Below are 11,806 nucleotides of genomic sequence, written 5' to 3' on the forward strand. Positions count from 1 at the left end.
CAATATGAGTAGGGAGGGGGATGGAAAACTGTTAGGTGGCGCTACCGCTTACCTAACCTACGCAGTTTACTAGCGTCTAGTTAGCTTGTCCCGATGGGGCGGACCGACAGCGCCACCTAACAGCTTGTCCGTAATATCGCCAATCCCGCCGGGACTTTGGAGTTTCTACGCCCTGTCGTCTTCGGGAAAGATTTCGTGAGAGAGTATCTCGCGAATTTCTTTGAACAGCTTTCGCGATGCGGCCGGGGGTTTGTTCTGAGAGGCTTCTTTCTGGGCTTGGCGCAGCAGTTGGCGGAAGTGCTGAATGTCCGACACCGCATGTTCCTCAATAAACGTCTGAACCGCTTCGGGTTCTGCCAGCAGGCGGTCGCGCCACTGTTCGGCCGAGTGGTGCAGCTGAACATTGGCTCGACTCTTCTGGTTGAACTGATCCATGACTTTCTGGATTCCCTCCTGATCAGCTTCGCGCATCAGTCGCCCGATAAACTGCAGCTGCCGGCGGCGAGCTTCGTTGTGCCTCAGCCGGCGGTATTCCAGCAGGGCATTGTGCAACTTGGGGTCCAGCGGCATGCGGCCCAGTTGGTCATCATTGAGCTCCGATAGTTGCTTGCCCAGGGCTTGCAGCGCATGCATTTCCTTTTTTAGCTGGGTTTTGCTTTTCTCGGAATCGTCAAATTCGTAGTCGTTGTCAGTGTTCATAAAAATCCGTCAAAGCGCTGAGCGCTAGTGGTTGTGATGCGGGTGACCGGGGGCATGTCGGTCGCGCTGCTGTCGGGGTAACGGCTCTTGCCAACGACTGCCGGCCTCGCCATGTATGCCGATGGCCTGTCGCTGAAGGTTCGCGCACCACCCGATATTGTTGGTCAGCCGCTCGGCGGGTTCAAGCTCGTCGATGTAGGGGGTGACATCCGGGTCATCCAGAAGCAGCGACAGGACCAGGGCCACTCGAGGCCGGATTTGCTCATGGCCGACTCGGCCTCGGGACCCCCAGCGGACCACGTAGTCGTTGCAAGAAACGTTCTCTTCTTCCGGGCGGTCGGTAAAAGCCATGTCCCGCATTACGCCGAAGTGGTGCTGCATCATCGCTTCCTCAAACAGCATGGCGGTGTCTTCAAAAAATAATTCCCGGTCACCGCCGTTGACGTAAGCATAGCTGTCGGTGGCGAAGTCGGTGGCGAACTCTAGCCCGACTTCCCGGGCCCTCAGGGCGCGTTCACTGTCGCTAGCCGTTCGACCCTGAAACATGACCTCGGCCAGGTCCATCATGAGCATGGAGTTGAGCGGATAGGTACCGGCAAGAGCGGCCGAAACGCTCTCGGACTGGAGCTGCGTTGCCGCTTCGGCCACATGCCACGCCGGATCCAGTGTGGCGTGCTCGCTCGGGGGGATGTAATCATTGGCGTGGGCCAGTTCATGAAACAGCAGGGCGGCCATCGGAGGGAGGATGGCGTCCAACGGGCGCTCCTCGCCGGGGCCACTCAGGGGCGCACTGTACCAGGCGTAGTCGCCATCGCGAACGTAACGGCCCAGGGTGTCGAATTGGAGTTCGGCATCGAAACCGCTGCGGTAATCCGGTTCCCGGGAAATGGTGTCCCGCTCTTCGATGGTTAGCCAGAGGTTGGCCGGGTCGAGGTAAATGGCGCCGGTACTGAGCCAGTAATAAGACGGCCGGATTTCCGCGCCAATGACCACGGCGGTTACGCCGCCGAACAGGGTGCGAAGGTCCTGGGGTAGGGCGTTTAGCGACTGCTCAAAACGCTCGGCCATCCAGTCGTGGCTGACCAGCGTTCGGCCCATAATGGCCTCTACGGTAATGTCGCGTTGGGCTTGGCCCAGCAGGGGCAGCTGCTCTAGGGTGCAGGGGTCGAAACTATTGTTGCCTCCCCGAACGTACAGGCGGGCGCAGGGCTCCAGGGCGTGGGCGTAGGAGGCGCCGGGCCGGGCTGGGCGCATGCCGGAGTCGGGCGCACGCAGGTCCAGGCGACCGACTCCGCTACTTTCGCCACCGCAGGCGGTGAGTAGAGTGGCGAGGCTCAGGGCGCAAAGTAAGCGAACTAAAGGGGAGGTCAGTGTCATCGGGGTCTGGTCCTAAAGAAACGGGGTGTGACTAAGGAGGCTATTCGCCCTCGTCAAACCGGTCATTGATTAAATCACAGAGGGCTGCCAACGCGTCGGGAGCCTCCTCGCCTTCGGCGTTCAGTTCAAGCTCGGTGCCGCAGGCGGCGGCCAGCAACATCAGGGACATGACACTCTTGCCGTCCACCCAGTTGCTCTCGCCGAGGCAGCGTACCTCAATGGGGCACTGATACTGACCCGCGGTGGTGGCGAGCTTGGCGGCGGCGCGCGCATGCAGGCCTTTTTTATTGATCAGCATTATCGTTTTTGACGGCATTGGAGTCAGTGCTGCTCGGCTTCATTAAGTTCCCGGTGACGCACCAGAACGTTGTCGTAGAGGTTGGCGAACTGTTTTTTCAGGCGTTCGGCCAGGTACACCGAACGGTGTTGCCCGCCGGTGCAGCCAATCGCCACCGTGATATAGCTGCGGCTGTTGGCTTGGTAGTGGGGCAGCCAACGGCTTAAAAAGTTCTCGATGTCCCGGTACATGGCCTGTACTTTTTCCTCTCCTTCAAGGAAGGCAATCACCTCGGCATCTTGCCCGCTATGAGCCCGCAGGTTGGGTTTCCAGTGCGGGTTGGGCAGGCAGCGGGCGTCGAATACCAGATCGGCGTTGACCGGTACGCCGTGCTTGAACCCGAAGGATTCGAATTGGATGGCCATGGTGGCGTCGTGCTGACCGACCACCCGGTCTTTGACCAAGTCCCGTAGCTCGTGCAGATTCAGGTGACTGGTATCCAGTACCTGGTCGGCCGTGTCCCGGATCGGCTCCAGCAGTGTCTGTTCCTTGCTAATGGCTTCCTGCAGGTTGGTCTCGCGATCACTGAGCGGGTGCTTGCGTCGGGTTTCGCTGAAACGCTGCATCAATACCGGCAGCCCGGTATCGAGAAACAGGACATGGATCGGGATGTGGGCTTCTTTGAGCGTGCCAATCATCTCGGGGAAAATGTTCAGGTCCTGCCAGGCGTTGCGCACATCAACGCCAATGGCGAACCGCTGGTCGTCGGCATCCCGGTGAATCTGTATTTGGGCTACCAGAGCGGGCAATAGGCTGACCGGTAGGTTGTCGATGCAGTTGTAGCCGACATCCTCCAGCACATGCAGCGCCGTACTCTTACCCGAGCCGGACAGGCCGCTGACGATGATCAAATGCATGAGTCTGACTTTCCTGAGAGACGATGTGGGCCCCGGGGGGCGTTAACTTGGGCTTCAGGACGTGGCCGCCGGCTCGCCCACCGCGACCTGGTACAGGGCCTCGTTGGTGTCGGCCTCGCGCAACCGGCCTCTTAAGTCCGCGTCGTTAAGCATGCTGGCCAGCGCCGCCAGGGTTTGTAGATGCTCCCCGTGAGCGTTTTCCGGTACCAACATGGCAAAGAGTACGTCGACGGGCTCAGAATCGATCGCATCGAAATCGATGGGTTCTTTCAGCGTAATGAGGGCCCCGAGGGTGCCCTCACAGTTGCTGACCCGGCAGTGGGGGATCGCAATGCCGTGGCCAATGCCGGTGGAGCCCAGCCGCTCCCTGCCGATGAGTCGCCGGAACAGGTCGTCAGCATCAATCTCGGGGCAATCTTCCGAGATGGTGTTGGCCAGAATTTCCAGCGCACGTTTCTTGCTGACCCCTTCAATGCCGCACAGCGTACGGTTGGGGGTAATAATGCTTTTGATGTCCATAGGTTATCGGTGACTGCGTAGTTTCTCTTTGTGTTTGATTAATTGCCGGTCCAGCTTGTCGGTCAGCTGGTCAATCGCGGCGTACATATCCAGGTCGGTGGCATCGGCAAACAGGTCTTTGCCGCTGACGTGGACGCGGGCCTCGGCCTTTTGCTCAAGTTTCTCTACAGACAGGATGACATCCGTGCTTGTGATTTTATCGTGGTGATGTGTCAGCCGTTCGAGCTTGGTGTTAACGTAATCTTTAAGGGCATCGGTCAGGTCCAGGTGGTGGCCGCTGATGTTAATTTGCATGGCAACGTCCTCTTTTTGTAGCGTGGCTATCGCATAACAATTGATTGAGCCCCGACCGACCGCTTGCAACATCCGGGTTGACGGTTGGGCCCATCCTGCAAATTCGCATTCCGCGCGCCGCACGGCCTATCGGCCCGCTGCGAGCCTCGCCAGACCTAGATACCAGACCTAGATACAAGGCGCTAGAGTATCAGCGCCACCGGGGCGGCGTCACCCGATAAACCCCAATTCAGGTGGGGCCGAGAGATTTACGTTCGTTCGATGGGGGGATACCCAGCGATTCACGGTATTTGGCGATGGTCCGCCGGGCTACCTTGATGCCCTGCTCGGCCAGCAGCGTGGTGATTTTGCTGTCACTGAGTGGCTTTTGGGGCGATTCGGATGCCACTAGTTTCTTAATCATAGCCCGGATTGCGGTAGAAGAGCACTCGCCCCCGGACTCAGTGCTCACATGGCTGGAGAAGAAGTACTTGAGCTCGAAGATACCTTGGGGGGTGTGCATGTACTTTTGGGTGGTCACCCGCGAGATGGTGGACTCGTGCATATCCACCAGCTCGGCGATGTCATGCAGCACCAGGGGCCGCATGGCTTCGGCGCCGTGGTCCAGGAAGCCGCGTTGCTTTTCGACAATACAACTGGCGACTTTCAGTAGGGTTTCGTTGCGACTTTGCAGGCTTTTGAGAAACCAGCGTGCCTCCTGAAGGTTGTCTTTCAGGAAGGTGTTGTCCGTGCTGGAGTCGGCGCGTTTGACCATGGAAGCATAGTCGGAGTTGATCCGCAGCCGGGGTGCGATGTCCGGGTTTAGCTCTACCATCCAGCGACCTTCGCGTTTTTCCACGAAGACATCGGGCACGACGTACTCCACATCGCCGCTGGCAATCTGGTCGCCCGGGCGGGGGGTGAGGCTTTGAATCAGGGCAATGGCTTCGCGCAGCTCCGGTTCTTTGAGGCGGGTGCGGCGCATCAACTGGCGGTAGTCACGGCTGCCCAGTAGGGGGAGGTACTGGCGCGCAATGGTCTTGGCCGCTTCCAGGTAAGGGGTGTCTTTTGGAAACTGCTGCAGCTGCACCAGAAGGCACTCGGACAGGTTCTGGCTGCCGACCCCCACCGGGTCGAATTGCTGCAAGCGGTGTTGAACGGCTTCCAGCTCGTCAAACTCAAGCTCTTCCCAGTCGTCTTTCAAACCGTCGAAAAGCTCTTCCAGGCTGCTGGAGAGCATGCCACTGGGCTCAATCGCGTCGATTAGGGTAAGGGCAATGACTCGATCCCGGTCGGACATGGGGGTGAGGTTGAGTTGCCACATCAGGTGGTCGTACAGGGAGTCGGTGGTACCGCGACGGCTGTCGTAGTCGCTGTTCTCATCCCCCTCAAAGGGTGTAGAGGAAGCCGCGGCTGGCGCTGACTGGTACACATCGTCCCAGCTGGTATCGACCGGCAAGTCGTTGGGGATGGCCTCATTCCAGTCCCCGTCCGCCTGCCCGGCCTCATCGGCACTCGCCGTTCGAGTGTCGGTGGTGTCCGTGCCGCTGCGAGCCTCGGACTCCCGGTCGTCGTTGCTTTTCTCCTCGGGGGTGTCCGAGCTCTCCTCGACTTCCAGCATGGGGTTGGAGTCAAGTGCCTCCTGGATTTCCTGTTGTAGGTCCAGGGTCGAGAGTTGCAGCAGGCGGATTGCCTGCTGCAACTGAGGTGTCATGGTCAGCTGTTGGCCCAGCTTAAGCTGTAGGGATTGTTTCATGGGTGTGCTGCTTGAACCCCGGTCGAAACGAAATGTGCCGAATATCTCAGAGTTTAGTCAGCCTGGCGCCCAGTGGCAATAACCTCAATCACATTTTAAAGCAATGTTTGTGCCTAAAGCGCTAAATGGCCGTTTTGTCAAGTCCGCTTCGGGCCGTGTCGTCTCTCGCCTGTGGGGCTTTAGCGACAGAAGGTCGTGTACCACAAACGTTTCCTTTAAAGATGGAAATTTTCGCCCAGATAGACTTCGCGCACCTGTTGGTTGGCCAGCACCGTCTGTGTATCTCCCTCGGCGATAATCTGGCCCTCGGAGACGATATAGGCGTTTTCACAGATATCCAGCGTCTCCCGCACGTTGTGGTCGGTGATCAGCACGCCGATGCCGCGGTCTCTGAGGTGGCGAATGATCTGCTTGATATCGTTGACGGAAATGGGGTCCACCCCGGCGAAGGGTTCATCGAGCAGAATAAATTCCGGCTCCGTGGCGAGGGCCCGGGCGATTTCCACCCGTCGGCGCTCCCCTCCGGAGAGAGACATGCCGAGGTTGTCCTTAATGTGGGTAATGTGGAACTCGCGCAGCAAAGAGTCCTGTTTGGCCAGGCGCTGTTTTCGGTTGAGTTCCTTGCGCGTTTCCAGGATGGCCATGATGTTATCCGCCACGCTGAGCTTGCGAAACACCGAGGCCTCCTGGGGGAGATAGCCAATGCCGGCCCGGGCGCGACCGTGGATGGGCAGGTGGGTAATATCCCGGTCGTCGATACGAACGCGGCCATGATCCGCTCCCACCAAGCCGGCAATCATGTAAAAGCAGGTGGTTTTACCCGCCCCATTTGGGCCCAGAAGCCCCACAATTTGCCCCGTGGCGACGGAGAGGGAAACATCGACAACCACTTTTCGGCTTTTGTAACTCTTGGCCAGGTTCAGCGCGTGCAAGCTGGGCATGAATCAGTCCTGTGATGAACGGTCGTTTTGCGGTGGCAGTACCATTTCGATACGGGGGCGCTCGCTGTCGGAGTCGCCTTCGGCTTTCAGTACTTCGGAGGCGATATCATAGTCAATGCGGTTGCCACTCATGGTGGCCTCGCCCTGTTCCATCCAGGCGTTGCGCAGAAGCTTTAGCTGCTCCCGGTCCACCTCATAGCGGATAGTCAGCGCCTGGGCTGCGATGGGCGGGTCCTCGGCGTTGGGTTTTTGCTCAAAGTGCGCCGGTGAGCCTTCGGCGATCACCCGCTTTACTTGGTTGTCCTCTCCGGTGTGCACGGTGAGCCGCTCGGCTCGGATATTCAGGCTACCCTGGCGCAGCCGGACGTCTCCCTCGTAGGTGGTCACGCCGTTGAGCCCATCGCGCTCGGCGCGATCGGATTCGATGTAAATGGGTTGTTCCCGGTCCTCGGGCAAGGCGTGTGCCGAGGGTGCCAGAAAGGCCCCCAGGCAAGCGATGAGCGTCAGTCCGGCCGCTGCCCGCGGACACTTAATTCTCCGTTTCTGGTTCATAGGTGCCCCGCACCTCCGATAGCAGTTCGATGTGGTCTTTACTCAGGTCCGCGCGCATTCCGATCGCCTCGTGCTGGCCTCGCGGGGAGCGCATCTTAACAGCTTTGCTCGTGTGCGCGTATTGGCGGTTTGGCTCCACCAGTAATTCCGGCGTCGTCAGTACGAGCTCGCCGCCGGGCTGGCTTTGCCAGGCGCGAACATTGCCGTTAAAACGTAGCTCATCGCCCGTGGCATTGCTGCGCCCCACTCGGGAGGTCAGACGCCAGGGATGTTCACCTTCCCCGTGCACGGTGACCTCCGGGGATTGAATTAGGGAATAGTCCCGGGGGCTGCTGCGCTCGGGCAGGAACTGAAAAAAATCCGCTCGCTCACTCAACATGCGGTAGTGAAGTTCGCCTTCTTTGTTGTACCGCCGGGTTTGCGAGTCAATCATATAGGCTTGGGGAAAGCGCTCCTGCTGTGTCTCTTTCTCGCGCAGGAGATCTTCCGGGGAGTAGTCCCAGACGGCGACCACCGCAATTAGCAGGAAGAGGCCGACCCAGGTTAGCGGGTGTTTCCACATATCAGGTTTCCTTTGGCTCGCTTTCGCCCACCGTGTCTTGGCCGGGTGGGGCAATGTAGTCGCTTAACAGACGTTCGTAGTCGCCGCGGGCGCGCAGCAGTTGATCGCAGGCCTCGCGTACAGCACCGTTGCCCCCGCCCAGCGTGCTCTGCCAGTGTGAGCGTTCCACCACCGCGGGGTGGGCGTTGGCCACGGTCAGGGACAGGCCCACGCGGGTCATAATGGTTAAGTCGGGCCAATCGTCCCCCATAAAGGCAATCGCCTCCAGCGGCACGGGAGACTGGCGCCGCCACTCGCTCAAAGCCTCCCACTTGTCTTCCCGGCCTTGAATGACCAAGTCTAGCCCCAGACTCTTGGCCCGGCGGGCCACCAGGCGGGTCTTGCGACCGCTGAGGATGCCGACCTTAACGCCGCTGCGACGGAGCAGCTTGATGCCCAGGCCGTCCAGCGTGCTAAAGGTTTTTAGCTCATCGCCATTCTCGCTAAAGTAAAGGCGACCGTCGGTGAGAACACCGTCGACGTCCAGGAACAGCCATTGGATTCTGCGAGCCCGTTGCTCGAAGCTGGAATCTGTCATGTGCAGGAAGTTACCTTAAATCAAATAATACCGGCCCGCAGAATGTCGTGCATGTGTACGACTCCGTTCGGGCGTTTTTGTTCGTCCAGCACGATCAGTGCGGTGATTTTCTTGTCTTCCATAATCTTGAGCGCCTCGGCGGCCAGGGTGTGGGCGTCGATGGTTTTGGGGGTGCGGTTCATTAAGTCCCCGATTCGGGCACCTATCAAATCCGCGCCCCGGTCGATGCTGCGCCTCAGGTCCCCGTCGGTATAGATGCCGAGCAAGTGCTCCGCCTCATCCACAATGGTGGTCATGCCGAAGCCTTTTTGGGTCATTTCCAGCAAGGCCTGAGAGAGGCTGGCGCCCTCAGCCACTCGAGGTATGGCCGCGCCCCGGTGCATGATGTCCTCCGCCCGAAGCAGAAGCTTGCGCCCGAGGGTGCCGCCGGGATGAGAAAAGGCGAAGTCTTCGGCGGTAAAGCCGCGCGCCTCCAGCAGTGCGATCGCCAGCGCGTCGCCGGTGACCAACGTGGCGGTGGTGCTGGCCGTGGGCGCGAGCGCCAGGGGGCAGGCTTCGGTGGCGACACTGATATCCAGGTTAACCTCGGCCTCTTCCGCCAATGGGGACTGTGCTCGGCCGGTCATGCTGATGATCGGAATGCCCAGGCGTTTGATCAGCGGCAGCAGGGTGATAATTTCATCGGAATTGCCGGAGTAGGAGATGGCGATGACCGCATCGCCCCGGGTAATCATCCCCAAGTCACCGTGGCTCGCCTCCCCGGGGTGAACAAAAAACGCCGGGGTACCGGTGCTCGCCAGAGTGGCCGCGATTTTCTTGCCAATGTGCCCGGACTTACCCATGCCGGTCACGATCACCCGCCCCGGTACGCCCAGCAGTACCTCGCAGGCCCGGGTGAAGCGCTCGTCGATTCGCTCCCGCAGGGCACCGACGGCTTGCTGCTCAATGTCGATGGTGCGGCGTCCGGAGTGAATGAAATCAAAGTCGCTCATGCGCTGGGGGCTCGCTCTGGGGTTTAAAGCCGGCCATTATACGGTTCGGGTGGCGCTGTGACGAATGCTCGGCTCGCTATTCTCACAGTGAGGTAAATAGCCAGACGTAATAGCCGCCATAACTGGCCAGCAGGAGCGTGCCGATGAGGCGGCCCAGTCGGCCCGCGGTGGGTGCCTCGCCCCGTGTTGTTCGATGGCGCAGTAGGTAATCGATGCCGATGGCTCCGGCGAGCATAAACGTGACCGCCGCCATGGCGAGGTAGTCGCGGCCAAAGACGGCGGCCTCCATTTGGGGTTGCTGGATCAGCGCCGGGATGGCCATGACGGCCAAGAGGTTGAACAGGTTGGAGCCGATAATGTTGCCCAGCGCCAATTCCAGGTGCCCCTTGAGGGCGCTGACAATGGACGCCGCCAGCTCGGGCAAACTGGTGCCAAGGGCGATGACGGTCAACCCCACCACCAGTGGGGGTACCCCCAGCGCCAGTGCCAGTTCACTGGCCCCCCAAACCAACACCTCCGAGCTGCCCACCAACACCGCCAGCCCCACCAGAAACCACATAACGGCCTGATTGAGGCCGTAGCGGGGCACCTCTTCGGCCAGCGCGGCGCCGGTCTCGCGTTTGGTTTTGATCATTAGCATCAGCACCGCTGGAAGCAGCAATAGCAGCAGGGTGCCCTCCCAGAAAGCCAAGTAACCGTCGCGCAATGTCACCCCGGCGAGGGCGGTAATCACCAGCAAGGTGGGCACTTCTCGGGTTAGCAGCGGTCTGTGAATGGGAAGGGGCGCGACAAGGGCGGTGATGGCCAGCACCAGCCCCATATTGGCGAGGTTGGAACCCAGGGCGTTGCCCACCGCCAGTTCGCCGGCATTTCGAAGGGAGGCGCTGATGGACACCACGATTTCCGGCGCCGAGGTGCCGAAGGCGACAATGGTGAGCCCCACCAGCAGCTTAGGGACTCCCAGGCGGTGGGCGAGAGCGGCACTGCCGCCCACAAAGCGGTCGGCGCTCCAGACGAGGCCGATAAAGCCGATAATTATGCCCAGGCAAGGTAGCCACAGTTGCGTCATAAGTGCTGCTCGGTGTTTGAATGGGGTGCGCTTGTCAAGAGGGAAGCCGCACACCGGCGGCCCGCTCTAACATTCTTTTACGCTCGGCCAGTAGGTCTTGGGTACGCCCTAATGTTATAGTGTATCCATTGCATTGTCAGCGACCGAGCCAAGGCTCAGGGCTCGATGCAGTGAACAGTTTGGTAATGAGGCTTTTAAGGAACTTTGTATGGCAATTTTACGCAAGTGGTCAGCGGCGGTCAGTACCGTCGGAATGCTGGTGTGGTTGAGCCTGCTGTCAGCGGGTGTCACGGCGGCATCGTCCGTGGACCCAAAAAAGGAAACGCCACACGCTCTGGTGGAGGAAGTCACCGGGGTTATGTTTGAGACTGTCGAAGAATACAAAGGCGGTGAAGAGGATACGCAAGCGTATTATCAGGCCATTCAGAAGACCCTGGAGCCGGTGGTGGACTTTGAATTCATCGCCAAGGCCGTGATGGGGGATCATCGTAAAAAAGCCTCCGAGGAGCAGATTGAGCGCTTTGTCGGCGTCTTCAAGAAGGGACTGGTGACCACCTATGCCAAGGGGATTGCCAGTTACATCGATAGTGATATCGAGATTGAAGCGCCGGATGAGGATGTTTCAGACAAACGGCGTGTCAGTGTAGACCAAAAGGTGACCCACGAAGGCTCGACCTACAATCTGTCCTACACCATGGCGCAGAATCGCCAGGGTGAGTGGAAGCTGATTAACCTGGTGCTCGACGGGGTCAACCTGGGGCGCTCTTTCCGCAGCCAGTTTGGCCAGGCCGCGAAGAAGTACGATGGTGACATCGATAAGGTGATCGACAACTGGCTCGATGAGATGTAACCGGCCCAGTGCCGAGCCCGCAATGCCGTCGCCGAGAGGTGGCGGCATTGTTGTTTTCGGGGGCCACCGTTTATGGGATGCGGCTGAGGCCGCATTCAGGTAAGATTTCGCCCTGTTATTTTTCCGGGCGCCTTACAGCTACCTGAGGCGTCCTACAATTTTGGATAGTGTATGCAACCCGAACAGATTAAAGCATTGGTGGAAGCCCAGGTTCCCGACAGCGAGGTAGAGGTGGGTGTTGATGGCAGCCATATTAACCTTGTGGTGGTCAGCCCGGCCTTTCGCGATATGAGCACCGTGAAGAAGCAGCAATTGGTGTACTCGGCCCTGTCTGAAAGCATTGCCGAGGGGACCATCCATGCGGTCCATATGAAGACCCTCACGCCGGAAGAGTGGCAGCAACAGCAATAAATCCGCGTCTCCCAGACCGGTGACTCACAAGTGA

Annotated in this window: 15 protein-coding genes; 2 read left to right on the top strand and 13 right to left on the bottom strand. The window is 59.4% G+C overall.

Translation table 11 applies throughout. The features are described from left to right. Positions 1-165: 165 nt before the first annotated feature. The 13 genes from yjgA to AAE514_RS17190 form a co-directional block, all read right to left on the bottom strand. Entirely contained in the window at positions 166-699 is a 534-nt protein-coding gene (yjgA, locus tag AAE514_RS17130; protein ID WP_347332784.1) for a ribosome biogenesis factor YjgA, read from the bottom strand. Positions 700-723: 24 nt separating this feature from the next. Then, positions 724-2,076: a hypothetical protein gene (locus AAE514_RS17135; RefSeq protein ID WP_347332785.1), complete on the bottom strand. Its 1,353-nt coding sequence runs from the start codon at positions 2,074-2,076 to the stop codon at positions 724-726. Positions 2,077-2,116: 40 nt separating this feature from the next. Continuing rightward, positions 2,117-2,392 (bottom strand): HPr family phosphocarrier protein, encoded by a 276-nt coding sequence (locus tag AAE514_RS17140; protein ID WP_347332786.1) that lies wholly within the window; start codon positions 2,390-2,392, stop codon positions 2,117-2,119. A 5-nt stretch (positions 2,393-2,397) separates the two neighbouring features. Next, entirely contained in the window at positions 2,398-3,270 is an 873-nt protein-coding gene (gene rapZ, locus AAE514_RS17145; RefSeq protein ID WP_347332787.1) for an RNase adapter RapZ, read from the bottom strand. A gap of 54 nt (positions 3,271-3,324) precedes the next feature. Further along, positions 3,325-3,789 carry a PTS IIA-like nitrogen regulatory protein PtsN gene (gene ptsN, locus AAE514_RS17150; RefSeq protein ID WP_347332788.1) on the bottom strand — a complete coding sequence of 155 codons (465 nt, stop codon included), beginning with the start codon at positions 3,787-3,789 and terminating at the stop codon, positions 3,325-3,327. 3 nt (positions 3,790-3,792) lie between these two features. Next, positions 3,793-4,083 (bottom strand): ribosome hibernation-promoting factor, HPF/YfiA family, encoded by a 291-nt coding sequence (gene hpf / locus AAE514_RS17155; protein WP_347332789.1) that lies wholly within the window; start codon positions 4,081-4,083, stop codon positions 3,793-3,795. Between the two features lie 229 nt (positions 4,084-4,312). After that, positions 4,313-5,818 (bottom strand): RNA polymerase factor sigma-54, encoded by a 1,506-nt coding sequence (locus AAE514_RS17160; RefSeq protein ID WP_347332790.1) that lies wholly within the window; start codon positions 5,816-5,818, stop codon positions 4,313-4,315. A 215-nt stretch (positions 5,819-6,033) separates the two neighbouring features. Further along, positions 6,034-6,759, bottom strand: a complete 726-nt coding sequence (lptB, locus tag AAE514_RS17165) for an LPS export ABC transporter ATP-binding protein (RefSeq protein WP_347332791.1) — start codon at positions 6,757-6,759, stop codon at positions 6,034-6,036. A gap of 3 nt (positions 6,760-6,762) precedes the next feature. After that, positions 6,763-7,311, bottom strand: a complete 549-nt coding sequence (lptA, locus tag AAE514_RS17170) for a lipopolysaccharide transport periplasmic protein LptA (protein ID WP_347332792.1) — start codon at positions 7,309-7,311, stop codon at positions 6,763-6,765. Continuing rightward, on the bottom strand, positions 7,289-7,873 hold the full coding sequence (lptC, locus tag AAE514_RS17175) for an LPS export ABC transporter periplasmic protein LptC (RefSeq protein WP_347332793.1): 585 nt from the start codon (positions 7,871-7,873) through the stop codon (positions 7,289-7,291). The genes lptA and lptC overlap by 23 nt, the downstream gene beginning before the upstream one ends. Position 7,874: 1 nt before the next feature. Continuing rightward, on the bottom strand, positions 7,875-8,450 hold the full coding sequence (locus AAE514_RS17180; protein WP_347332794.1) for a KdsC family phosphatase: 576 nt from the start codon (positions 8,448-8,450) through the stop codon (positions 7,875-7,877). A 20-nt stretch (positions 8,451-8,470) separates the two neighbouring features. Next, a complete protein-coding gene (locus tag AAE514_RS17185; RefSeq protein ID WP_347332795.1) occupies positions 8,471-9,442 on the bottom strand; it encodes a KpsF/GutQ family sugar-phosphate isomerase in 972 nt (323 codons plus the stop codon). An 82-nt stretch (positions 9,443-9,524) separates the two neighbouring features. Further along, positions 9,525-10,511 carry a calcium/sodium antiporter gene (locus AAE514_RS17190; RefSeq protein WP_347332796.1) on the bottom strand — a complete coding sequence of 329 codons (987 nt, stop codon included), beginning with the start codon at positions 10,509-10,511 and terminating at the stop codon, positions 9,525-9,527. A gap of 208 nt (positions 10,512-10,719) precedes the next feature. On the opposite strand from AAE514_RS17190, the gene AAE514_RS17195 reads away from it, so the two are divergent. Both AAE514_RS17195 and AAE514_RS17200 read left to right on the top strand, forming a co-directional pair. Next, positions 10,720-11,361, top strand: a complete 642-nt coding sequence (locus AAE514_RS17195) for an MlaC/ttg2D family ABC transporter substrate-binding protein (protein WP_347332797.1) — start codon at positions 10,720-10,722, stop codon at positions 11,359-11,361. A gap of 171 nt (positions 11,362-11,532) precedes the next feature. Continuing rightward, positions 11,533-11,772, top strand: a complete 240-nt coding sequence (locus AAE514_RS17200; RefSeq protein WP_347332798.1) for a BolA family protein — start codon at positions 11,533-11,535, stop codon at positions 11,770-11,772. Positions 11,773-11,806: the final 34 nt, after the last annotated feature.

The organism is Marinimicrobium locisalis (assembly GCF_039822625.1).
GTDB lineage: Bacteria > Pseudomonadota > Gammaproteobacteria > Pseudomonadales > Cellvibrionaceae > Marinimicrobium > Marinimicrobium locisalis.

What these genes read in the sequence shown, in the direction of transcription:
- AAE514_RS17160 (WP_347332790.1), bottom strand. Translation starts at nt 5,818, where the DNA reads ATGAAACAATCCCTACAGCTTAAGCTGGGCCAACAGCTGACCATGACA.
- yjgA (WP_347332784.1), bottom strand. Translation starts at nt 699, where the DNA reads ATGAACACTGACAACGACTACGAATTTGACGATTCCGAGAAAAGCAAA.
- ptsN (WP_347332788.1), bottom strand. Translation starts at nt 3,789, where the DNA reads ATGGACATCAAAAGCATTATTACCCCCAACCGTACGCTGTGCGGCATT.
- AAE514_RS17185 (WP_347332795.1), bottom strand. Translation starts at nt 9,442, where the DNA reads ATGAGCGACTTTGATTTCATTCACTCCGGACGCCGCACCATCGACATT.
- rapZ (WP_347332787.1), bottom strand. Translation starts at nt 3,270, where the DNA reads ATGCATTTGATCATCGTCAGCGGCCTGTCCGGCTCGGGTAAGAGTACG.
- lptA (WP_347332792.1), bottom strand. Translation starts at nt 7,311, where the DNA reads ATGAACCAGAAACGGAGAATTAAGTGTCCGCGGGCAGCGGCCGGACTG.
- AAE514_RS17135 (WP_347332785.1), bottom strand. Translation starts at nt 2,076, where the DNA reads ATGACACTGACCTCCCCTTTAGTTCGCTTACTTTGCGCCCTGAGCCTC.
- lptB (WP_347332791.1), bottom strand. Translation starts at nt 6,759, where the DNA reads ATGCCCAGCTTGCACGCGCTGAACCTGGCCAAGAGTTACAAAAGCCGA.
- lptC (WP_347332793.1), bottom strand. Translation starts at nt 7,873, where the DNA reads ATGTGGAAACACCCGCTAACCTGGGTCGGCCTCTTCCTGCTAATTGCG.
- AAE514_RS17190 (WP_347332796.1), bottom strand. Translation starts at nt 10,511, where the DNA reads ATGACGCAACTGTGGCTACCTTGCCTGGGCATAATTATCGGCTTTATC.
- AAE514_RS17195 (WP_347332797.1), top strand. Translation starts at nt 10,720, where the DNA reads ATGGCAATTTTACGCAAGTGGTCAGCGGCGGTCAGTACCGTCGGAATG.
- AAE514_RS17180 (WP_347332794.1), bottom strand. Translation starts at nt 8,450, where the DNA reads ATGACAGATTCCAGCTTCGAGCAACGGGCTCGCAGAATCCAATGGCTG.
- hpf (WP_347332789.1), bottom strand. Translation starts at nt 4,083, where the DNA reads ATGCAAATTAACATCAGCGGCCACCACCTGGACCTGACCGATGCCCTT.
- AAE514_RS17140 (WP_347332786.1), bottom strand. Translation starts at nt 2,392, where the DNA reads ATGCCGTCAAAAACGATAATGCTGATCAATAAAAAAGGCCTGCATGCG.
- AAE514_RS17200 (WP_347332798.1), top strand. Translation starts at nt 11,533, where the DNA reads ATGCAACCCGAACAGATTAAAGCATTGGTGGAAGCCCAGGTTCCCGAC.